Here is a 22,770-nt window from a genome sequence, read left to right as displayed (position 1 = left end):
CTCAACGGCAAAGATACTCATATTTCACATATTTTTTCATGCTGGGTCCAGTAATACGTTTTTCGCAGTGCATGTATCCCTTTTCTTCCAGATAGTCTGTAACCCAAAAGTTAAACACAACCGATGACACTAATCCAACGCTGAAAAAGATGACAAACACACGGGTTATAACGTTATGAAATGCCACAGAGCACTCCTGTCGAGTGACTACATACCACAACGATCCAGCAGCTATCGGAGCACACATAAAAGCAACCACAGCCCAAAGGCACGTTGCAAGGTTATAAGTGACAACCTCCTGTTCGGTATAGATAGCGTACACATCTGCCAAAGCATTATATGAAACCAAAGTTGTAATGGGAAAAACAACAAACAAGTTTAATAAACATCCACATAGTTCAGGCTTAACTAACTTGAAACCTGCCACAGGTATCACCCCTTATTTTTTTAAAACAGCCCATCTATTAACCGCTCTAAAAAACAAGCAAAAATTGCACCACCGCAGCATAAAAAAACGTCTCTGACACCCTAAGAAATCAGAGACGCTTTACGAATTTTATTACTACATCAGGCTAACGCCCTAAGAAAATCAGCTATTCCCAACCTTCTTTTGCGCCTGCCAGAATAGCATCACCTGCCTCATGTGTAGGCACTATTTCTCTAATGTCGTTGTAAAAATAAGGCCAGAAGCGCGCGCACAATTGAATCACTTCATTTTTAGATTTTGCTTCAAGTAGCGCATACCCTTCCGTATTGCTGATCCAGCCGGTAAATTTAACAGGCCCTTCGCCCTCAACCAGCATATCAGCATCCTTAACCATACTTCTCCAAACCCTGATCTGATCCTCATGTTCTACAGGCCACATCGCGGGGTTACAGGTAAAGTGACAAATATACATAGTCATTGATAGCCCTCCTTAAGTACAATCAGGAAGCGATAAGGCTCCCAAACTGGTTCTGCTCATAGTAGCATCATCACTCAATTCTGCAATCAGCAGGTGGACTACTAACGGCCACATCAAGTATTGATCTAAAAAAAAGCCCGCAACGACAGAAGGTAATCTTTCAAAAAAATATAAAAGCAAGTTGAAAGCAGCCTTTCCCCAATTCTCCACAGCTCATTTCGAACTCTCAAATTTTAATCAGCAACGCTAAAAACACTTCAGCAAGTAAGTTAGGAATCCTGGGGTCCTCCTTATGTTTCGACCACACAAAGACGTTGACCTACTGATTACGAACAACACTCTCTCTGCCGCTTCCCTCTTAGTCATGAAAGTTTCTACAGGCTATCAAATAGACCTGAACAAATGTGACGTGGTATTCTTGCGCAACACATGTAGAGAAAGGAGCATTTCATGGCTAACCAAGATTATCCCGGCGTATGCATGTCCTGCACTACCAGCGAATGCCAAGTAGTTGCACCCGATATAGAAGCAGTTCGTGAACGCGTTAAACATGACCCGATCACAGGGTATACGCAAAATATCGTAAACAACCTGACAACTGCGATGAGTGACAAGTTTGCTGATGAATACGAAGCGTATCTTGCTTTCGATGTTGTAAAAGCAGCAATTGTTATGGGATTGAAAAACGGCCAGACAATTGATCTGGGCGGACTTGGCAAGTTTAAGGTCGATACTGTAAACGGCAAGCGTACTGTAACATTCCATGCAGCGCCAAGTTTAGAGGCAGCGATCGACGAATAATGTCCATTGCACGAAAAAGGCGGTATCAAACTGATACCGCCTTTTTACATATAGAATAGGTCACATTATTTTAATCAACGAGTTATAGCAAAGAGATGCGCGACATATGCTCTTACAATAACAACTGGGCACTCCATCATTCTTCGCCATTATGCCCACATTGTTTGCAAGAGTATAAACTAACATTACGGTTTTCCCACTTACGCCACATGGGGTTCCACATACCAAGTTACTGCACGCACAAGATGCAAACTATTCTATCAGAAATCAAACAAATCGCTGTTAAGCATTGCCTGTAGGTATTCTTCACCTTTAGAGGTGATTGTATATCGCATTGTGCCATGTTCGTCTGTTTCTGACGATACATCACACTGCTCAAAATCTGGATACTCTACGTACTCCAGCTCTCGTAGCCGCTTTAAATGCTCTAAAAACTCATGCCCCAACGTCTCAGGACGTTTGGTAGCAATAATTTCTCGGGCTGCATCTACCTGCACCCCATTCTCAGGATACGTTTTCGCACAAGCCAAAATTCGGCAATCAAGCTTGCGATCAATAAACATTCACAATTCCTTATCAGTATTTTCGATATCAACTGTATACTGACCAGCTCGGGAGTATTGCATCAGCAACCGAAACTTTCAGCGTTCCCTATAAAACACTTGCAAACAGTTCCGCTGACACAATGTTCTAGTAGCAGAAAGAGTGCCAACTCAAATACAAACGCACACACAATGAGCAGAGAATTAGATTTAAAATTGTTTTTTCAAATAGATAGCACTAAAAAAAACATCCTCATAATCTTCAACACCTCCACCCCGCCTAAAAACAAGAGAAATCCTTTACCCCAAAAGCGCCCACGTTAGGGGCACTCAAAAAGCTACTCGCCCACGTTAGAGGCATGTCACACCTTTCGTTCAGCCCTGCAGCATCAAACCATGATGAATGTAATAATAAACGAACCAACCTGAAAACCTATGTAGTATTAACCCAACACCCAACTGCCCTTGTAAAAGAGGTTCCCATGAAGAATCGAGGCTCTGTCATAAGTTATGTTGCCATTATCATTATTGCACTTGCACTTATCGTTCGCCTGATTTTTCCAGACATTAACTGGTGGGCACTCATTCTGATTATCCCGATAGCTTTGCTTATCTGGAAATCCTTTAGTGCCTGGGCTTCTCAACGCCGTACCGCACTTCTCCTCATACAAGCCACACTCATTTTAATAACCATCTTTATCGCCTTCTTTTACAAACCATTATGGGGCGTCATCTACATTCCCATCCTCCTGATTATAGGACTTACCGGACTACTTGCAGCCATTTCCAACAAGTAACGAGTTCATTCATGAAGGACTTTCATGCCTAAACGTATTGTCGTCTTTTGCGAAAACACCATTTCTCATCAAAATATTGCAAAAATTTTCCCGAATCATCTACGCCAGTTCATTCTCAACCCTCCTGCCACACAAGGAGATGTGTGGCGACATATACGGGAGGACGTGAAAGCAATCATTTTAGTGGATTGTACTGAAAATGCAGAGGAGAACCTCTGGTACAGAGAAATCACTGATGCCCTTAAAGTGCACATCAAAGTAATCGGCACAGGAAAAATTGGATCATTGCTCGCAAGAGAACTTCGACACAAGGGGATGGAAGGCGTTGGAGAATATTACAACAGTATTGCTGATACAAACGCTCAAGCTGACTCTGCAAACTCGTTACCTGCTGAAGTAGCACGGCGTGATGCGATTACAGCAATAAAATATGCAATCACAGCCTTAACGACACTTGAGCACTCCATATGCGGAACATTTGCAAGCAGTCTGGAGGAACAAGGATGGCGCAAGAATGCACTCAATTTACGGCCATGTATTATTGAACAAGAAATCGTGTATGGCGCAGAGATTCTGCATCACTTTCTCCAATTCACGTCCCCGGATGCTCTGGCTGAAATAGCCACCAAAATGCATGCAACATTCTACACTCTGGAATGGGCGCGGCAAACCCATACCATCTGTCCGCATGAAATACGCACAGCTATTTTTGAAAGGGAGAGAGAGCGGCTACATGATATACGCTGGCTCTTGAGTAACGGCCTTATGCAATGTGAATATGCTTCGCTTTTAGAACAAGAGGCACTGCTCCACTACCTGAGTAGTTCCCCGTGGCACACCTATGTAGAAGCATGGGCAAAGAAAGCTGGAATAATTAAGCCGTCATCTGCTCATTCCATGTCCATGTATGAATGGGTTATCACAAAGAATCCGGCCTTTTTGGGATATGTATGGAAATCCGAAGTGGGGTTATGGGATTGGCTGCAGCGTAACAAACGTGTTGCTGATATTACCCGAGACATTATTTCTCTTCGTTCTTAGCTTACAAGCTCAAACAACAATTTTTCCATCTCGCTGCCACAAGGGTAATAAAAAATCGAATATTCCTTTCAGAACATTCGATTCCTTATTTACTCAAGCCCTACTTCTTTTTCACATAAGGCAAGCGGGGTAATTTTTGACACTCGTTTTTCATACGCAGTCTTTGAATTGTATATATGCCTGTGGGCAAGATCATTCAACACATCCAAGTCCTTCTTTCGTAAGGCATCTATAAACTCAAGATGTTCCTTACCAGACTGAATAATGTTTTCTCTTTTATCCCATGCTGCAAAACGGGTGATGTACAACTTAATGTGCAGATCGTTAATAATTTCAAGCAACGGAATATTGTCTGCGCGCTTATAGATAATATTGTGGAATTCTGTGTTAAGCTTGCTTAATTCCTCAATACTTGCCGTATCTACACTATCAAGAAACTTATGCGCAATTCTTTCCAAGTCGGCAAAGTCTTCTTCACGCATATTGGTCAAAGCAAGGTTATATGCAAACCGTTCCAAATTAATGCGAATGTCAAACACGTCGCTAATCTCTTTAACGGAGAGGCTTACAACACGGGCACCTTTGTAACGCTTGATTTCAAGAAGCCCTTTGCCCTCAAGAATCTTAAATGCATCACGAATTACATGGCGCTTAACACAAAAACGCTCTGCCATGTCTGTTTCGCCAAGGCGTTCCCTTGGTAACAGCTGGCCGGATAAAATAAGATCTTCCAAGTGATCTGCCACCTGCTGGCAAGGTGGAAATTCCTTCATACCAAATTCCTACTATCACTGACTTATTGATAACTACCTCGAAAGGCGGTCTGGATAATACGCAAGTTTCCACAAAAGGGAAGCCGCTGAGTAAAATATCTATCCTTCTATGTCCAGTATTGAAAACATGATGGGTGACAAGTCATACAACAAAATTGTTGACAATCTTGTCAAGCGCTGACACATACTTCTTACCAATTGATGTTTAAAATTTTATTGCGACAAGGAGTGTGATCGTGCGTAGACTTTGTTCCCTCATCGTTATTGCTGCATTACTGACCATGAGCTTCCCTGCCATGGCACAAGATAACAAGCGACTTATTATTGCCACTGCTACTACAGGGGGAACATACTACCCTGTTGGCGTTGGAATCGGCACACTGGTAAGCCTGAAGCTTGCTAAAAAAGATGGTATTACAGCGACAGCCATTAACTCAGCTGGTTCCGGCGAAAACATTGAGATGCTCAAAAACAAAGAAGCGCACTTTGCGATTCTCCAGTCACTGTTCGGCCTTCAGGCATCCCGCGGGATGGGATTCTATGAAGGAAAACCTGTAGATTCCTTCCGCTCCATTACCATGCTGTGGCCTAACGTCGAGCACTTCGCCATCATGAGTAAGTATGCAAAGACTGGCACCGTAGCAGATATTGGTGCACTCTCTGACCGTTTTTCCATTGGTAAACGTGGCAGCGGTACAGAAGGCTCCGGCCGTGCTTTGCTGAAGGCGCTCAATATCAACGCAAACGATCTCAAACTCGAGTTTCTCGGATACACACCATCCACACAGGCCATGCTCGACAACAGAATTGCCGGCGCAAACATCCCTGCCGGTGTACCTGCTGCAGCCATTACACAACTGTTTGCTATGAGCCACGGCAAAGCCACTGTTCTCGACTTTTCTGATGAGCAGCTTACTACTATCCAAAAAAACTTCCCAATCTGGTACCGCTACGTAATTCCTGCGAACACCTACCCGGGACAAGCCAAAGATATCCGTACAATTGCACAGCCTAACTTTCTTGCAGTACGTGCAGACATGCCTGAGGACGTAGTCTACAAGGTTACCAAAACTATCTACGAAAATCTCAACTTCCTAGGCACAATCCACTCTGCAACAAAGAATATGAGTCTTGACTCAGCGCTTTCCGGTCTACCTGTTGCGCTGCATCCGGGCGCAGCCAAGTACTACCGCGAAGTGGGCATTGAAATCCCAGAACGCCTTATTGCAAAATAGTTAGACTCCGCCGGAGGCTCTGCCTCCGGCGAGACCATCCAATAGTAACTGCAACTTTATGAATTTTCTTAAAAAAGCAGTGCTGTCTTAACTGCCACAAACAGCCGCTTCAGGCGCAACGCTCCAGAGATGACTCTTGAGAATAGCGCGCTGAGGCTTGTTCTTTTCATTTTCCGGTGATGCTATCGGGAAATATACTAAGAAACTTTGAATAATTACATAGGGTTCACATATGGGTTTGTTCACTAAGAAACCAGTGGAAGCAACGGAAGATTCAGGCGAAGTAATGGTCAGCACACGTGAGCTTACCGGTCGCACTGCCACAGTATTCTACTGTTTATGCATTGCTGCGAGCGTATTTCACGTACTGACAAACACTGTCTGGCTTATGCCGGAAATCCAACGCAACGCTCTTCACTACGCTTTTTTTGTGCCTCTGGCATTTATGATTTATCCATTCAATGCAAAAAGTCTGGATAAAAAACCATACGTTGACTGGTTTCTTGCGACACTGAGCGTTGTATGCGGATTATATTTAGTATTTTTTGAAGATGCGCTGCATGCCCGTAACGAGCAAATGGTGCCTCTTGATATGGTATTTGCAGGGATAACCTTGCTGCTTATGTTGGAGATTGCGCGTCGCGCAGCCGGTAAAATTATTCCTTTGCTTGCCGTCTTCTTCCTAAGCTACGCCCTGTACTGGGGACAGTTCCTTTCTGGCAACTGGAACTTCCCCGGAGTTACCATTACACGCGTTCTTTACCGCATGTATTTTGCACCGGATGGAATTTTCGGAAGCATTGCTACTATTTCAGCATCATATGTATTCCTGTTTGTACTATTTGGATCTTTTCTTGTTAAATCCGGTGCTGGTGATTTTATCATTAAGCTCGCAATATCTATCGTTGGCAGAAGTGTCGGTGGCCCAGCAAAAATGGCTGTCTTCTCCAGCGGTCTTATGGGGTCTGTCTCCGGCAGTGCCGTAGCAAACACCGTAAGCACCGGCTCTATTACCATTCCAATGATGAAAAGAACCGGATTCAGCCCCAAATTTGCTGCAGCGGTTGAAGCTGCCGCAAGTACCGGTGGTCAGATCATGCCGCCAATTATGGGTGCAGGCGCTTTTGTTATGGCGCAGTGGACACAGATTTCTTACCTCCACATTGTTGCCATTTCGTTTATTCCCGCCATCCTTTACTTCATCGGCGTAATCTTTTTTGTTCATTCACGCGCCCGTAGTGAAGGTCTGCAACCGACAGCGGAAGAAGATATCCCTCGCTTTTTTGATGTCCTCAAAGAAGGATGGCCATTCTTTATCCCAATCGGTGTACTGATCACACTTATGAGCATCGGCTACACACCGACCTATGCAGCATGCTGGGCTATTGGTGCCATTGTCGGTGCCAGCTGGCTGACAAAAAATCACCGCATGGGACTTATGGATATTGTTGATGCTCTGGCTCTTGGCGGAAAAAACATGGTAGCCACGGCCATCATCCTTCTTTGTTCAGGAGTCGTTATCGGTATTGTTCTGCTGGTAAGTCTCGGGGTTAAGTTTTCCATGCTTATTTCCACGGTTGCAGGCTCCAGCCTGCTTGTAACAATCGGGCTGGTGGGAGTCGCATCGCTTATTTTAGGTATGGGTCTGCCAGTAACGGCATCCTACATCATCCTTGCAACGCTGAGTGCACCGTTTCTGGTTAACCTGATTAAGCTGCGGTATGTAATGGCAGTAAATCCGGGCTTCATTGAGTCTATGGGAATGAGTCTGGATATGATTACAGACCCCACCGCAGCTGGAGCCCTGTTTGCGATAATAAACACGCAAGTTCCGCCGGAACATGCCACAGTATTTCTGCTCGCAGCACATTTGCTTATCTTCTGGTACTCACAGTCTGCCAACGTAACACCACCTGTCTGCCTTGCGGCATATACAGCTGCCGGCATTGCGAAATCCGACCCGTTCCAGACAGGAATCCATGCATTCAAGCTGGCGAGCGGACTGTTCATTATCCCGATTATGTTTGTATATGAACCTGCGATTCTGTTCCTTGGGCCTTTATGGCAGACGATCCTGACTATAGCCGTTATCCTTCTGGCACTTTTCTGTACTGCAGTCTCGCTGGAAGGTGTCTATATCCGCAGGCTACATCCGCTACTTCGTATTCTGTTCGGATGTAACGCAGTACTCCTGTATGCACTGCCAGAACTGCAGTGCTGGATAGGAGCAGGCATTTTTGCTATCCTCACCGTAATACTCAAATATACAAGTGCATTTGATCTTGAAAAAGAGGCAGAAGAAGCAGCACTGACTGAAGCAGCATAGCAGGACAATAATGACATACCCTACTTTCTACGACGTTGAGCAAACTTTTGAGACGTCCCGAATTGATAATATAGCAAAGGCCGTGGACACGGCCTTTGCCTCTTTTGACAGTAGCACAGTAAAACCTGAAGCCACTGTAGGCATCACTGTCGGCTCACGCGGAATCGATCGTATTGTTCCGTTGCTGCATGCTGTTGTACGAAACTTGAAGTCTATCGGACTGCGTCCTTTCATTATCCCGTCAATGGGATCTCATGGAGGCTCCACGGCTGAAGGTCAAACCGCTATTCTTGCCAAACTAGGCATCACAGAAGAGTCAGCAGGCTGCCCTATCGTATCCTCTGTTGAAACAGTCAGCCTCGGCCTTCTTGATGAAGGCGCTGAAGTGTTTGTAGCAAAAGACGCTCTGGAAGCAGACTACGTCTTTGTGATGAATCGTGTAAAACCGCATACACTGTTCCACGGAGAGGTAGAGTCCGGTCTATGTAAAATGCTTGCCATAGGTCTTGGGAAACCTCGAGGAGCTGATAATCTCCACAACTTCCCCCTTGAGAAGGTCATTAAACCAGCAGCGCTGCGTATTCTTGAACATATCAATTTACTCGCCGGTCTTGCTGTTGTGGAAAATGCTGTTGAAAAACTCCACACACTAAAATTATGCACCAGCAACGAGGTCGTCAGTACGGACTCTTCCCTGCTTTCTATTTCAGCAGCTATTTTACCTCGAATTCCAGTAGAGACTCTTGATCTGCTCATTATTGATGAAATGGGAAAAAATATCAGTGGGACGGGCATGGATACGAATGTCATCGGTGCATGGCGCCGTATGGCTGGAGAACGTAAGCCCGAGTACAAAACACTTGTTGTTCTCAACCTGACACCGCAGTCTCAAGGAAATGCTCACGGCATAGGCATGGCCGATCTTATTCCCAAACGCCTTGCAGACAGCATTGACCCTGCCGCAACCTATGCGAACTCTCTGACTACAGGAGTATGGGCCAGCGGCCGTATGCCTATAACACTCGCTACTGACAAAGCGGTTATTGATGCCGCTCTTGCCAAAGCGCCAACCACACTCCGAGCAGTACGCATCACAAACACACTGTCCTTACAACATTTCTGGGCAACTGAGGCTGTTTTTTCTGATTTGAAAACTGCTGGAGCCACAGTACATCCCGACAAAACAAACACGCTCACATTTGATAGCACAGGCACCCTCATGCCTTTCGAAACGTGTTAATAATTCGGTCTTAACTTAGCTAGTCCAATGCTACTTTTTAGAAATGTCAAAGCCGGCAAGGCAAAATATAGTCTTGCTGCTTTGACATTTTTTAGTGCCGCACAATTCATTAGATAATCCTCCCCGCTAGATAGCCAGCCTGACTGGCACATAAGTATTCTACCACCTGCCTGTTCCCCTCATTCCAGCAGGGTAATAATACTCAAATCAAGCCAATGCCCTCTGCTATTATCCTTCTAGACACACATAGCAGCAGCGCTTTTACGCACTTTTCGCCGCATTCCGGCAGCGCTGCCAAGGAGACACGCATGGCAAAGAGATTGATATTACTGGTCGGTTGTACCATTGCGCTTGCCTACCTGACAGGCTGCACTGCAACCGTTTCTGGAGGGTATGGATATAACTACGGGTATGACTACGGATACACTAACTATTACAACGTAACCTATGCCCCATACTGGTATAATTCGCCCAACTGGAGTCGAAGACATTACCACAACCATTATAACCACCGACGCTACAATCGCCCACCATATTATAGAGGGAAACGGCCTCCGTATTACAGAGGCAAACGCCCACCTGCCTACAGAGCCCCGCGCCGCGCAACATATTATCGTGGTGGACGTCCTCCGGGCTACAACGCCCCGCGTAGAGCATCCTATCGGAGTGGTAGACGCAACTACAACAACCGAAGCTACTCTCGCAATGTGAGCCGCAGCAGAGGAACACCGCGCATGCGTATTCCAAGAGGCGGCGGAAGCAGAGGAGGCAGAGGTGGCCGTGCAGGTGGCAGACGTTAGCCAGCCCCTGTATAATCTCAGACAACATACAGTTCACCATTAACGACTAGCAATGTTCTCAACAAGAACTGTACTGCCCCCAGCGTACAATGCCCTCCACAATTCATTTTGTGGAGGGCATTCCTCGTTTTTCTACAACCGAATATTTATTTAATTACAAAACTCAAAGCGCAATAATACACCTTTACCTTTTGAAAACCATCAACTTGGCAAAATACATACTGTTACCATTACGCTGTGCTTTGTACTCATTCATTCCACGCAAGCACATATATTTTTTTAATAGAGAGCATCCGCAAAAGACTTATCTACGTAAACACTGCTAACTATCGAGCACAACTTGAATATTTCTTCACAGCTTTACAATAAAAAAACACTCTCCAGCGATATCTTGCTTTGCACAAATTCGTATTTATTTTTTGTATACACTGCTTTTGTAACTATTCTATATAATACATACATATTCAATAATTCACTGTCACACGCAGCATTATCAGTAAGCACCGTCGTTGTTTTAAATATAGGTGTGTTCTCTGCTGTCACCTTATTTTCAAAATTCAGCTATGTAATTTTTCCTGTTATCAATATTGCGTGTGCTGCTGCACAGTATTTTTATTGTACATTTAACATTCCGCTACGTTACAAAAGTATCAGCTGGGTTCTTGAAGCCAGTGAAGCAGAAATCACAAGCTACATTTCAACAAAATTCATGTTGTTTCTCTTTGCAGGCGCCTTGCTGGGAGTAGTCCATGCGTACCTTGCCCGCCCTTTGCTTCAAGCTCCATACGGCAGGAGAGCCAGAGTTGTTCTCTGTCTTCTGTTACTCAGCATTGGCATATACCAATTCAACGCAGCTATTTTTAAAGCTTTTAATCAAAACCAGCTTACTGCCACAATCTCTATGTCAAAGTGTGCTCCGACATCTGTCATCAAAGGATTACAGATGTATGTTAAAGAAGAAAATAAATCCCGAAAACTTAATTCATTACCTCAAGCGGACACACTTTCATCTACGCTCCTCTTTCCCCAAAATGAAAAGCCAGTCATTGTCTTCATTATTGGTGAAAGCACCCGTGCAGATCATCTTTCGCTTAACGGATACCCCCGCACTACCACACCGCGGCTTGAAATAACGAATGGACTGATCAACTTCGGCACTGCACAATCGTTTGCTACGTCCACCCGAGTATCACTTGTAGGCATGCTTACAAACGCTACACGCTCTTCACGCACTCCTACCGTCGGTTCCTTTGTATCCTTTTTTAAAAAACACGGATACAGAACCTACTTTTACTCATTGCAAAACAAACTGGGGCGCAGTGGTCACTTAACCGACACTCTTATTTCCATGTCAGACACTGTCGTATACCACAAAGGGCAAGACCCGTACCTGCTTTCCCTGTTAAAGGACACAGTCGCTCTTACCGCAGAAAATAAACTTATCTTGTTGCACACTACCGGTTCGCACTTTTCATACAATAAAAACTATACAGAAGAATTCCGTTTCTTCATGCCTGATCAATATGAAAACGAAGACCACAAAACAGACATAACCCCATTTATCAACGCATACGACAATACTGTCCGCAAAGTAGACTGGATGATTGCCGAGACCATTGACCTTCTCAAAAATACGAATGCGGTAGTAATCTACACGTCAGATCATGGAGAAAGTCTTGGAGAAAACGGAGTCATGTTCCACGGAGGAACTTCACCGGAGCAAAGTCAGGTTCCATTTATGATCTGGCTAAGTGATACCTACCGCAAAAAACATCCGGAAATTACTACTGCACTACACGCTGTTCCTGCCAATACAGTCTCGCATGACAACCTCTTCCACACGATTATCTCCTTAGGAGGAATCAGCTCTCCCGTTATTGAACCTTCACTAAATCTGGCTCACACTAAGTAATATAAAAGCTGCATCGAAGCATACGCTTCATGCAGCTTTTTTTGTTCCATTCTCTACACAACTTATACTTTCTTCACATCAAAAGTATTTTACTGTACTTATTAGATAAAAATTTATTAATAACCGTAGAGAGGAATATATGCCCCTTCATAATCATAAAGCGAATCTAGATGATCTGTTTACTGTAGAATCCATGACTAAGCCACTGAATGTGCATCGCATATCCCGTAAAGAGCGAAACCCTGAAGCGGTCTATCAGATGATTCATGATGAACTGTTACTGGATGGCAACTCCCGTCAAAACATGGCAACTTTCTGCTCTACTTGGCTTGAACGGGAAGTTCAGGACTTAATGCAAGAGTGCATGGATAAAAACATGATCGACAAGGATGAATATCCTCAAACAGCAGAAATTGAAGCACGCTGTGTATCCATGCTCGCAAATTTATGGAATGCCAAAGAATGCCCCGGTTCTGAAAATGGCACTTGCAAGCCTGCTATAGGTTGCTCTACCACCGGCTCCAGCGAAGCTGCCATGCTTGGTGGAATGGCACTCAAATGGAACTGGCGGGCACGCCAAAAAGCAGCAGGTAAGCCATCTGACAAGCCAAACCTTGTCTGCGGCCCTGTGCAAGTATGCTGGCATAAGTTTGCGCGTTACTGGGACATAGAGCTTCGTGAATTACCTATGCACGAAGGCAACTACATGTCCTCACCTGAAGATGTTATTGCACATTGCGATGAAAACACTATTGGAGTTGTCCAGACTCTCGGTACAACATTTACCGGCCACTACGAACCTATTGAAGAAGTACATGCTGCTCTTGATAAACTGCAGCAGGAAACCGGCCTGAACATTCCTATGCATATTGATGCTGCGAGCGGTGGATTTGTTGCACCGTTCATGCAGCCTGAAATAAAATGGGACTTCCGTTTACCCCGTGTAAAATCCATTAACTCATCCGGTCATAAATTCGGCCTTGCTCCGCTGGGGTGCGGCTGGGTTGTCTGGGCTACAGAAGATGACCTCCCTGAAGATCTTATCTTCCGCGTCAATTACCTTGGCGGCCAAATGCCAACATTTGCTTTAAACTTCTCCCGCCCGGGTGGTGAAGTTATCGCCCAGTATTACAACCTCCTCCGTCTGGGACACGAAGGATATGTGAAGGTTCAGGAAGCCTGTTTTGCAGCTGCAGAATACTTTGCAGCAGGACTTGATCAGTTCGGGCTCTTTGAGTTTCTCAATAACAGTTCGAAAGGGTTGCCGTTGGTCTGCTGGAAGTTCAAGGACGATAGCAAGCCTCCCTTCAGCCTCTACCAGCTCTCTGATGCGTTACGTGAGCGTGGATGGCTTATCCCAACCTACACACTTCCTCCAAACTGTGAAGAAATCCCTGTGCAGCGCATTGTTGTACGGCACGGAACAAGTGTAGACCTGCTCTACCTGCTGCTGAAAGACTTTAAGGAAGTCATTGAAGAACTGACTCAAACACCGCCATGTGGAAAAGATAAGCAGCGCGCGTCGTTTAACCACTCCTAAATTTGATCGTCAGGCAGCTGGGTTAAAAGCTGTTACATATACAATTTCACCATAAAAAAACGCCGGAGTTTCCTCCGGCGTTTTATACTCTCTATTTCAATCAGAATTACACTTTTGCTTCCTGAAGCTCTTCAGCAGTAAAGTCCCACTTAACGTTATGTGGTGGCAGTGCTTCTTCAGTGAACCAACGTGGAAGCTGGTCGTCTTTTTCAGTGAAGCCTGCGCGACGGTTAAAGTCGAGCTCGTCTTTAAGTGCACCCACACCAAGGTTTACAACGTCATCTACGCTGTACTCAGAACCAAGGAGACCGGATACGAGTTTAGCCATACATGGCACACCACGCTCGTCATCGAGAACAGCAAAGGCTACGAAGAGACAAAGACCAAGGGAGTCTACAGCTGCTGTTGCAATCTGAAGGTTCTTGGAAACTTCAATGTTGCCGTCTTTACCGTGACCATCAACGTCACCGCCACATTTCAGAACGTTCTGACATACGCCGTAACCAGCAGTATGGTCAGCACCCATAGGAGTTGTTGCGTAGGTAACACCAACGCCTTTTACAGCACGAGGGTCATACGCTGGCAATGCCTGGTTTTTCACAGTCGGGATACGGTCTACGCCGAATGCTGCTGCAGTAAAGCCTGCACCGTTACCAAGAATACGGCCTACAGGATCGCCAGTACCTACTTTTCTGAGGTACTCAAGTGCAGCCGGAGCATCGCCCCAAGCAATAAGGCCGCCTTCCATTGCCATTGCAAGAGAGCTTGCCATTTCAATGGTATCCATGCCGATTTCGTCACAGGTGCGGTCCATGGTAGCAATGATATCAAGATCATCGATAAGAAGATGTGCACCAAAGCCCCAGATAGTTTCATATTCAAAACCGGTTGTGAGCATTTTGCCGTTTTTATCGTTGTACACCTGAGAGCACTGGATAATACAACCGGTATGACAACCGTGAGATACTTTACCGTCACGCTTGGTGATGGTGTCTGCAAGAGTTTCACCGGAAATTTTCTCTGCATTGTCAAAACGGCCATTACGGAAGTTCTGAGTCGGCAATGCGCCTGCTTCGTTAATGATGTTAACGAGAACTGCAGTACCGAACGCTGGAAGACCTTCACTGGTTACCGGATGACCGCGCAGAATATCTGTCCACTCTTTACGAGCAGCTTTAAAGCCTTCTTCATCACCCATCACAACTTTCCCTTTTACTTCAGGGTCAAGAATGACGGACTTAACTTTTTTGGAACCAAGAACCGCACCCATGCCTCCACGACCAGCTGAACGTGTAGGGAGACCTTCAGGGTCGGAGAACTGGATAGTTGCAGCCTGCATGCAATGTTCGCCAGCAGGGCCACAGAGACAGGTTACTGCTTTTTTACCAAACTTTTCCTGCAGTTTTTCCTGTGCAGGGTAGTTGTGCATACCAACAATTTCGTCAGCAGCAGAAAACGTTACCGTGTCTTTGGAAATGAAAATATTAGTGAAGCCAGCTTCATCTTCCGGCTTATCCTCAAGGATGATAGCCTGAAGATCCATTTTACCCATCTGGTTAGCAAACTGACCACCGGAGTTACTTTCTTTAATACCACCGGTGAGTGGAGATTTAGCACCTACAGATACGCGACCAGAGTTAGCAGCGTTTGTGCAAGCAAGAACGCCGGATGCAAAAACAAGTTTGTTTTCTGCAGAAAGCGCGTGACAGTCAGCCGGTACTTCTTTGTTAACAACGCGGGATGTTAAAGCGCGTCCGCCAAGTCCTGCATATTCGCCAAGCTCTTCGAATGCATATTCCTGAGTACGAGTATTAATTCTAAGAATTCTCATTAAATAACTCCTTGTATTGCTCCGGATAACACCGGTGTATAAATCCTTATAGGAGTTCCTGTATACGCCGTACACATAGTTCCCTCAATCAGGGAAAAGTAGAAAACAACTAAGGCATTCCCTTAACGTGCTAAAATAGCTAGACATTGATTGAGCGTTTAAACAGTCGTCAATCCACAACGAATTGCATACTTTGTGAGCTCTGCCACACTTGTGTATTTTGTTTTCTGCATAATCTGCCTGCGGTGCGTCTCAACAGTTTTGACGCTAATGCACAACTGCTCTGCCACTTCTTTCGTGCTGAGTCCTTCTGCAATCAGCTTAAGCACCTCGCTTTCCCGCGCAGAGAGCGCAACTTCTTCATCCTGCGGATTCCGCAAGGTACCTATATAGTCCAGCACCACAGAATCTCTGAGAGGTTGACTCAGACAAATTTCTCCATTCATTGCAGAGCGCACAGCATGCGCCAACTCATCGAAACAACAATCTTTAAGAAGAAAACCATACGCATTTGTCTTAAGAATTTCCCGCACGAACTGAGTATCCTTGTGCATGGACAATGCAATGATTCGCGTATCAGGGAATTCCTGAGTAATCTTCTGTGCAGCGGTGATACCGTTCATATCCGGCATGCTGATGTCTGAGATAACAACATCAGGACGCAACTCTTCGACCAGTTCAAGCAGCTCTACTCCGTTTGCAGCCTTACCTATTACCTCGATATCTTCTTCATCTTTTACAAGCGAGCAAAGCCCTTCTAAAAAAACCTTATGGTCATCTGCAATAACTACGCGGATAGTGTTATCCATTGAACGTTCCTGTGGCTGCACCTATCGGTTCCCCGAGAGACGGTGCGGTCTGTTTGAAAGGAATAAAAATACGAACATACCCGCCGACACCATCTGATGTATAGTGCACATCACCTCCCAGATGCCGTACAGACTCCTGAATCGTCAACAGCCCGAACCCCTTTCTGAACCCAGTCCGGTCTGTTCCTTCTGGAAAGCCCTTGCCATTGTCATGTACCGTAACAACGAGACCTTCCATCCGGCTGAAAAATGCAATGGCACAAGCTGATGCATCAGCATGCTTTACAACGTTTGCCATAAGCTCTCGAACTATACGGAACAGCATGATCTTGAAATCGCTGTCCCATATACAGCATTGCATTTCGTCTTCCACTGTAAACTCTATGTCATGCTCTCCAGCGTACTTTTCACCAAGCCACTCAACAGCAGAAACAAGCCCGAGTGCATACAATGTTGGCGGGCTTAATTCCCATACGAGTGTCCGTGTCAGCTCAATACCGCTTCCAAGCTGTTCCATGCTGGCATCAAGCAACGCAAGTTCATCACCATCACGCAGACAACGGCGCAGCAAATTAAGACGCATTTTGACAATAGCCAAAATCTGTCCGAGGCTATCATGCAACTCGACTGCAATTTTACGACGCTGCTGTTCTTCCGACAGGGCCAGCTGCGTAGACAAAAGCCGTACAGCTTCTCTATTGCGTTTTTCTTCAGTAATATCCCGTGCAATCCAAACGACCTGGCGTGCACCGCATCCATTCTGCGGCAATGCAAGAGCGCGCCCTTCAAGCCAGTATTCTTTTCCTTCATGTTCGACACGGTATTCAATAACTTGCAGCCGCTTGCAATCAAGGCTTTTCAACAAAGATCGCTGGACAACTTTGGCTACATCCGCATCAAAAAGTTCATTCAGTTTCTTACCGCACGGCTCTGCTACATGGCACAACTCAAGCAAGTCTTCTCTGGATGTTATGACATTCCTGCACACACAAAACTCATCGAACACATAGTACATATTTTGTGATGCGTGAAAAATCGATTGCATCAACGCTTTATTTCGCTGCAATTTATGTAAAGCTAACTTAGTATCAGCCAGTTCAAGCAGCACGCTTCTATTTTGAGCTGAAACCGATTCGCGCCATCTCCGGTGCAGTACACAAACAAAACCGAGAACAACGACTGGCACAACCAACTGCAAAAATCGAATCCATCCTTGAGCAAAAGGTGCAGGCATACTTCCGGCTACAGCAAGCCCTATGCAAGCTGCTATGCCGACAAAGCAGCAAATTTCAACTGATGCGGAACGGTTATTATCAATACGCTTCAAACTATGCTCCCTTACGCAGTGGACAGTGCACGCAGGGAATGCAGACACTGTGTATAATGCATATCCCGAATCAAAGACAAAAAAAAGAGCAGATACTCACCGGCAGCAACAGCATGGCACACTGTCACAATCCAGTAAAATAACTGCTCTCTTCCCCTTCAATATCTCGATCTGTACGAAGTCTATGCTTCGTCATCTGGCTATCTCTTACTCACAACCTGCTATGGAAGAATTGCAGGCATGGTAAAGACATAATCCTTTTTTTCCAACGGAGCATGACACGCTACACACTCCTGTACGGTGGCACCAAAATTTTCTGGAAGCTTACGCTTCTCTTTTTTCCAGATAGAAAATCCCCAACCCAGCGTATCCGCATACTGTTCCTTATTCTTATACATCATGCCGATAGCAAGGAGGTCAGCCGGAACCCATGCTTCAGGCCATTCCGGAAGTCTGCGCTGACGCCAGGCAACTTTCACAAGGATAGTTCCTTCCGGCCAGGGAGGAAAATATTTATTCCGTGCGGCAAGCATTGCAACATCGTTTCCCATAATGGCATGCAATGTCTGCGTATCCTCACGGTAGGATATACTGAATAAATTCCAATCTCTATAGCTATCAGGAAATGGCATTTTGTTTGGAGCCTGCTTCGGCTCATGCCAAACCTGTCTTGCACTGTCCCACTCTTTAAATGCTTTTTCCCACTCTTCCTGCGTTGCAGTGCACTCTCCTTCAAACGTTACGGAACGCACCGGAGATGCCAGAAAAAAAGCTACACACGTCAGTGTCAGAATAAACCGAATCCTCTGCATGGACTCCCCCTATATATCCCCTGACGACAACATACCGCCAGCATTGAACATATAGAGTATCGTCCCGTAAGCACTTGTCGTTCAAGTATATAGAAAGATATACCGGTTACTCTGCTGATTTATTACATCATTCTACAATGATGTTACTTACTACAGTTATGTTTTTTCATAAGCTCATAAAGATGGCCACGTGAGACTCCGGCAAGTATGTGTGCCTGCTTAATATCACCCTGTGTATAGGCAAGCAGTCCTTCAATATATTCTTTTTCTTTTGTAAGCCTATGCTCTTTCAATGACTGCGGAAGAAAAACATTCGGTTCTGTTAGGGAAACAGCAGAATTTATGGTTGGGGTCGAAGCTATATACGCTGTTTCTTGGGCAACAGGATCAACCAGACTTTGCCCCAGTTGCTCTCCTGTAGCCGCTCTGGCAACGCTCACACGTAACTCCACAGGTAAATGCGTGCTGTATAATACGGACTCCTGCCCCACGGTCGTGCAAGCTCTATCCATACTATGAATAAATTCACGGACATTACCCGGCCAATCATAGGCCATGATGGTTTCCATAAAATCGTCCGACACCACTTTTGATCGCAGGTCATGTGATTCGCACCGTTTCTTCAACCACCATGTTACCAGTTCCGGCAAATCTTCTTTACGCTCCCGCAACGGCGGCAAGATAATGGACAATCCACGCAAGCGGTACAGTAGATCTTCACGGAACAGACCTAACCGAACCATCTCGCGCAAATCTTTATTTGTCGCTGCAACCAGCCTAAAATCGCTGGTTATTTCTTTCGTCGAGCCAATAGGTCGAAAACGCTTAGTTTCAAGCACACGTAAAAAAGCACTTTGCTGCTGCATTGGCAACTCGCCTATTTCATCAAGAAACAGTGTGCCACCATCTGCGGCCTGCAATACACCTTCGCGGTCTGCTGTTGCCCCTGTAAACGCACCCTTTTTATGCCCGAACAAATGGCTTTCCAGCAGCGTCTCTGTAAACGAAGCACAGTCCAGCGCCACAAACGGCTTATTTGAACGGCTGCTGTTGTCATGGATAGCGCGACTGAACAGCTCTTTGCCTGTACCGGTTTTTCCCTGCACCAACGTATTTACCGAGGTAGACGCTGCCTGCGCCACAAGGTCAAGAGCCTGCATCAGTGCAGGACTGCTCCCGACAATATCATCCCTCTTCAAAGCAGACTTCATCTGCTGACGCTTTTGCTCCCGAAACGCGATCACACGAGTAAGAGAACGGACAATATGCTCAACAGTAAAAGGTTTATGGAGATACTCCCATACACCGTGGCGTACCGCCATTTCAGCGTCATCTGGAGTTGCATGCCCTGTCATGACAATCAGTTCGGGACAGGAAGATACCTGTCTGATCTCATTAATAGACTCCAGACCATTACCGTCTGGCAGCAGCACATCTAAGTAGATAACATCAAAACAGATTTCTTTTGCAGCAGCTAACCCCTGTGTAAGGTTCTCTTTTGCAATGACTTCATGTCCCAACGAGGTAATAACCTCTGACAGCATAGTGCGAATCAGCAGTTCATCATCAACAACAAGGATTTTAGCCACGTGCTGTCTCCTCTATAACTTTGGTAATCGCATTACGGGTATGCACCAGTACAACACTAAGTTCTTCCACATCGGCAGCAATCCTCCCACAGATTACAGGCTCAGCAGCGTACTGCTCGCTACTTCCCTCTACAGAGTCAATGGAAGCTCCATGTGTTTCAACAATCTTTCTACAGTCGGCTTCAATCCGTGTAGCACTGGCCTGCAACGCTGTTGCACACAGCAGTCCCGCAGAATTTTTTAATGCGTGTGCCGCGACCATAGCAGCCTGCCAATCCTGCTCTGCTACCGCGCGCTGTAAGCTACCTTCTTTTTCAGCAGATTCCTGCAAAAAACTGGAACACAATATACCGAACAAATTTGCATTACCTGCCATGGCTTCCATTGCTTTTTTGACATCTAAAAACACCATAGCATTCTCCTCAATCTGTAAGCTGACCGCTGTTGCATCTACTTCTTCTGCCCCATATAGCATTGACTTTTCTGCATCGCACGGAAGAACGTCATATCCCTCACCATTCTGCGCCTCATCATTCCCCTGAGGCGCATCCTCAACAGACGCTGGTGGTGCACCAAGTACACTCACCAGTACGTCCAAAATATCCTGCGCCTGCAACGGCTTGCTCACATAGTGGCTCATACCGGCCTGCAAGAAACGCTCACGATCACCGTCAACAGTAAACGCTGTAATGGCAATAATAGGAACATCCGCCGCAACAGCAAGATCACCACGGCCGCGTATCTGCTTCGTGGCTTCAATACCGTTCATTACCGGCATCTGCACATCCATAAAGATTATGTCTACGCATCGTGTTTGCAGCACTGAAAGGGCTTTTTCACCATCTTCTGCAAGCAGTACTGTATGCCCATGCGCCTCCAGTGTTTTCTGGATGTACACCCGATTTAACGGATTATCATCCACAGCGAGAATGGTGTGCCCAGTCATAGTACCTGACGCTTCCACACTGGAAACGCACACCTTTCCGTCATCTGGAATACGGTCAGCTTCTGCAGGTAACTCCAACGGTATTTCAAATGCGAATGTGGAGCCTGCACCAAACTTACTTTTTACCCATATTCGTCCCTTCATCATTGAAGTCAGGTGACGGGTAATGGAAAGCCCGAGCCCTGTGCCCATACGCCCATCTTCAAGAGCAGCTTCTCCCTGAGAAAAACTGTCAAAAATAGTAGCCAGATGGGATTGCCTGATTCCTATTCCGGTATCACGCACGGAAAAACGCAACGTACAAACACCATTTACTATTCCTTCATTACGAATTGTAAGCGTAATGGAACCCTTTTGAGTAAACTTCACGCTGTTACCCAGCAAGTTTCCGAGCATCTGCCTGATACGGAACTCATCCCCGATAAACTGATCAGGAACATCGTCCTGTATCACGCTTTCCAGCACTATATTTTTACGGGAACAGGCAAAGCGCACCATATCCAGACTTTGCTGAACAAGACTGTCCAGAACAAACGGACGCTCTTTTAGCTCCATCCTCCCTGACTCAATTCGGGAAAAGTCTGTAATGTCGTTTACTATTTCCAGAAGATTACTGGCAGAAAGCTGAAGAAGAGAAGCATATTCTTCCTGTTCATGAGGTTCTGGTTTGATGCGCAACAATTCGGACATTCCAATGATACCAGTAAGCGGCGTCCGCATATCATGGCTCATATTCGCCAAAAACATGGATTTTATTCGACTTGCAGTTTCAGCCTCGTCGCGCTTACGGATAATTTGAACAGCACTGTACCCGAAGCCAACAAAGCCGATTATCCCTACCACGAGGAAAACCAGTCCCATCCTGTCCAGATTAGCATCAGCAAGCAGCAATAACGGATGAGCAGCTATCGAGACACTGATACCACCACGAATGTCACCACGGATAGAAGAACCAGGTTCCTGATGGCATTGAACACAGGATGCTGTCGCATACAACGGAGCCATATACCGGTACGTGGCATTTTCTGTACCTTGATTGATAAATTCAAACCGTTCCGACTCACCTTTTTCAAAAGCACGTAGCGAATTCTTTTCCCATTCATCAGCAGAGTTCCCTTCGCGCTTAGGATCAAGACTGGTTATATGGAAAGATACACCGGAACTTATGGATAAAATTTCTGAAAGCTGGCGGGTCATGTAGGCAGGGTTGATCTTTGTGAACATTTTCCCATCCACGGTTATGATATCCCTGTCCTCAGTTTCCAGATACGGGTTCGGCTTAACCGTATTGGTCACTTCAACATACACTCCGCCATGCATGGCATTCCACTCTCTTGCAGTCACCACCTGACTGAAAAAAGCTTTCGCCTGCCGCAGAGCAATCTGTTCTATATGCTGCTGTTCGCCCATAACAAACCAACTGAACAAGGCCACAATCAGCCCTGTCCAGAGCAGCAGAACTACCCCCGGAAAAAAGAGAATTTTTGTTTTCACCGCACCACCCGCTTCAGAAAAATATGACAAAACTTTCAGATTTTCCTGAA

At 45.7% G+C, this 22,770-nt stretch carries 19 protein-coding genes; 9 read left to right on the top strand and 10 right to left on the bottom strand.

All coding sequences use genetic code 11. The annotated features are described in order from the left end of the window. Position 1 precedes the first annotated feature (1 nt). Both SP90_RS16955 and SP90_RS07915 read right to left on the bottom strand, forming a co-directional pair. A complete protein-coding gene (locus SP90_RS16955; protein WP_407920035.1) occupies positions 2–247 on the bottom strand; it encodes a DUF1240 domain-containing protein in 246 nt (81 codons plus the stop codon). A gap of 346 nt (positions 248–593) precedes the next feature. Then, positions 594–905, bottom strand: a complete 312-nt coding sequence (locus SP90_RS07915; protein ID WP_157471221.1) for a hypothetical protein — start codon at positions 903–905, stop codon at positions 594–596. Between the two features lie 450 nt (positions 906–1,355). Here SP90_RS07915 and SP90_RS07910 point away from each other — a divergent pair, with 450 nt between their 5' ends. Beyond that, positions 1,356–1,706, top strand: a complete 351-nt coding sequence (locus SP90_RS07910; protein WP_066854338.1) for an HU family DNA-binding protein — start codon at positions 1,356–1,358, stop codon at positions 1,704–1,706. Positions 1,707–1,966: 260 nt separating this feature from the next. On the opposite strand, the gene SP90_RS07905 is transcribed toward SP90_RS07910, so the two are convergent. Next, positions 1,967–2,269 (bottom strand): hypothetical protein, encoded by a 303-nt coding sequence (locus SP90_RS07905; RefSeq protein ID WP_066854336.1) that lies wholly within the window; start codon positions 2,267–2,269, stop codon positions 1,967–1,969. Positions 2,270–2,730: 461 nt separating this feature from the next. On the opposite strand from SP90_RS07905, the gene SP90_RS07900 reads away from it, so the two are divergent. Together SP90_RS07900 and SP90_RS07895 are read left to right on the top strand one after the other, a co-directional pair. Further along, positions 2,731–3,045, top strand: coding sequence for a hypothetical protein (locus tag SP90_RS07900; protein WP_157471220.1), 315 nt, complete (start codon positions 2,731–2,733; stop codon positions 3,043–3,045). 24 nt (positions 3,046–3,069) lie between these two features. Further along, on the top strand, positions 3,070–4,086 hold the full coding sequence (locus SP90_RS07895; RefSeq protein WP_066854332.1) for a TfuA-like protein: 1,017 nt from the start codon (positions 3,070–3,072) through the stop codon (positions 4,084–4,086). Between the two features lie 89 nt (positions 4,087–4,175). Here the strand turns inward: SP90_RS07895 and SP90_RS07890 are convergent, their stop codons facing one another. After that, entirely contained in the window at positions 4,176–4,859 is a 684-nt protein-coding gene (locus tag SP90_RS07890) for a GntR family transcriptional regulator (RefSeq protein WP_066854330.1), read from the bottom strand. A gap of 236 nt (positions 4,860–5,095) precedes the next feature. On the opposite strand from SP90_RS07890, the gene SP90_RS07885 reads away from it, so the two are divergent. From SP90_RS07885 to SP90_RS07860, 6 genes are all read left to right on the top strand, one after another. Next, positions 5,096–6,094, top strand: coding sequence for a TAXI family TRAP transporter solute-binding subunit (locus SP90_RS07885; RefSeq protein ID WP_066854328.1), 999 nt, complete (start codon positions 5,096–5,098; stop codon positions 6,092–6,094). A 232-nt stretch (positions 6,095–6,326) separates the two neighbouring features. Then, positions 6,327–8,420, top strand: a complete 2,094-nt coding sequence (locus SP90_RS07880) for a TRAP transporter permease (RefSeq protein WP_066854326.1) — start codon at positions 6,327–6,329, stop codon at positions 8,418–8,420. A 10-nt stretch (positions 8,421–8,430) separates the two neighbouring features. After that, a complete protein-coding gene (locus SP90_RS07875) occupies positions 8,431–9,660 on the top strand; it encodes a nickel pincer cofactor-dependent isomerase, group 22 (RefSeq protein ID WP_066854325.1) in 1,230 nt (409 codons plus the stop codon). Between the two features lie 308 nt (positions 9,661–9,968). Then, positions 9,969–10,460 (top strand): hypothetical protein, encoded by a 492-nt coding sequence (locus SP90_RS16480; RefSeq protein WP_082936350.1) that lies wholly within the window; start codon positions 9,969–9,971, stop codon positions 10,458–10,460. 340 nt (positions 10,461–10,800) lie between these two features. Continuing rightward, positions 10,801–12,372, top strand: a complete 1,572-nt coding sequence (locus tag SP90_RS07865) for a phosphoethanolamine transferase (protein WP_082936349.1) — start codon at positions 10,801–10,803, stop codon at positions 12,370–12,372. A gap of 139 nt (positions 12,373–12,511) precedes the next feature. Beyond that, complete coding sequence (locus tag SP90_RS07860; RefSeq protein WP_066854320.1) at positions 12,512–13,912, top strand: glutamate decarboxylase; 1,401 nt, start codon at positions 12,512–12,514, stop codon at positions 13,910–13,912. A 106-nt stretch (positions 13,913–14,018) separates the two neighbouring features. Here the strand turns inward: SP90_RS07860 and SP90_RS07855 are convergent, their stop codons facing one another. The 6 genes from SP90_RS07855 to SP90_RS07830 form a co-directional block, all read right to left on the bottom strand. Next, on the bottom strand, positions 14,019–15,743 hold the full coding sequence (locus tag SP90_RS07855; RefSeq protein ID WP_066854318.1) for an aldehyde ferredoxin oxidoreductase family protein: 1,725 nt from the start codon (positions 15,741–15,743) through the stop codon (positions 14,019–14,021). 158 nt (positions 15,744–15,901) lie between these two features. Next, positions 15,902–16,552 (bottom strand): response regulator, encoded by a 651-nt coding sequence (locus tag SP90_RS07850; RefSeq protein WP_066854316.1) that lies wholly within the window; start codon positions 16,550–16,552, stop codon positions 15,902–15,904. Next, a complete protein-coding gene (locus SP90_RS07845) occupies positions 16,545–17,879 on the bottom strand; it encodes a sensor histidine kinase (protein ID WP_066854314.1) in 1,335 nt (444 codons plus the stop codon). The genes SP90_RS07850 and SP90_RS07845 overlap by 8 nt, the downstream gene beginning before the upstream one ends. A gap of 221 nt (positions 17,880–18,100) precedes the next feature. Beyond that, on the bottom strand, positions 18,101–18,691 hold the full coding sequence (locus tag SP90_RS07840) for a cytochrome P460 family protein (protein WP_082936348.1): 591 nt from the start codon (positions 18,689–18,691) through the stop codon (positions 18,101–18,103). Between the two features lie 143 nt (positions 18,692–18,834). Continuing rightward, positions 18,835–20,280 (bottom strand): sigma-54-dependent transcriptional regulator, encoded by a 1,446-nt coding sequence (locus tag SP90_RS07835; RefSeq protein ID WP_066854311.1) that lies wholly within the window; start codon positions 20,278–20,280, stop codon positions 18,835–18,837. Continuing rightward, complete coding sequence (locus SP90_RS07830) at positions 20,273–22,720, bottom strand: response regulator (protein WP_157471219.1); 2,448 nt, start codon at positions 22,718–22,720, stop codon at positions 20,273–20,275. Before SP90_RS07830 ends, SP90_RS07835 begins: the two co-directional genes overlap by 8 nt. Between the last annotated feature and the right edge of the window lie 50 nt (positions 22,721–22,770).

The sequence above is a fragment of the Halodesulfovibrio spirochaetisodalis genome, from assembly GCF_001672295.1.
Lineage (GTDB): Bacteria > Desulfobacterota > Desulfovibrionia > Desulfovibrionales > Desulfovibrionaceae > Halodesulfovibrio > Halodesulfovibrio spirochaetisodalis.
The sequence above is the reverse complement of the archived record's forward strand: the minus strand, read 5'-3'. Positions and strand labels throughout refer to the sequence as shown.

Bases quoted from the DNA above. Each gene is read 5' to 3' on its own strand.
- SP90_RS16955 (WP_407920035.1), bottom strand. From the start codon at position 247: ATGTGTGCTCCGATAGCTGCTGGATCGTTGTGGTATGTAGTCACTCGA.
- SP90_RS07915 (WP_157471221.1), bottom strand. From the start codon at position 905: ATGACTATGTATATTTGTCACTTTACCTGTAACCCCGCGATGTGGCCT.
- SP90_RS07910 (WP_066854338.1), top strand. From the start codon at position 1,356: ATGGCTAACCAAGATTATCCCGGCGTATGCATGTCCTGCACTACCAGC.
- SP90_RS07905 (WP_066854336.1), bottom strand. From the start codon at position 2,269: ATGTTTATTGATCGCAAGCTTGATTGCCGAATTTTGGCTTGTGCGAAA.
- SP90_RS07900 (WP_157471220.1), top strand. From the start codon at position 2,731: ATGAAGAATCGAGGCTCTGTCATAAGTTATGTTGCCATTATCATTATT.
- SP90_RS07895 (WP_066854332.1), top strand. From the start codon at position 3,070: ATGCCTAAACGTATTGTCGTCTTTTGCGAAAACACCATTTCTCATCAA.
- SP90_RS07890 (WP_066854330.1), bottom strand. From the start codon at position 4,859: ATGAAGGAATTTCCACCTTGCCAGCAGGTGGCAGATCACTTGGAAGAT.
- SP90_RS07880 (WP_066854326.1), top strand. From the start codon at position 6,327: ATGGGTTTGTTCACTAAGAAACCAGTGGAAGCAACGGAAGATTCAGGC.
- SP90_RS07875 (WP_066854325.1), top strand. From the start codon at position 8,431: ATGACATACCCTACTTTCTACGACGTTGAGCAAACTTTTGAGACGTCC.
- SP90_RS16480 (WP_082936350.1), top strand. From the start codon at position 9,969: ATGGCAAAGAGATTGATATTACTGGTCGGTTGTACCATTGCGCTTGCC.
- SP90_RS07860 (WP_066854320.1), top strand. From the start codon at position 12,512: ATGCCCCTTCATAATCATAAAGCGAATCTAGATGATCTGTTTACTGTA.
- SP90_RS07855 (WP_066854318.1), bottom strand. From the start codon at position 15,743: ATGAGAATTCTTAGAATTAATACTCGTACTCAGGAATATGCATTCGAA.
- SP90_RS07850 (WP_066854316.1), bottom strand. From the start codon at position 16,552: ATGGATAACACTATCCGCGTAGTTATTGCAGATGACCATAAGGTTTTT.
- SP90_RS07840 (WP_082936348.1), bottom strand. From the start codon at position 18,691: ATGCAGAGGATTCGGTTTATTCTGACACTGACGTGTGTAGCTTTTTTT.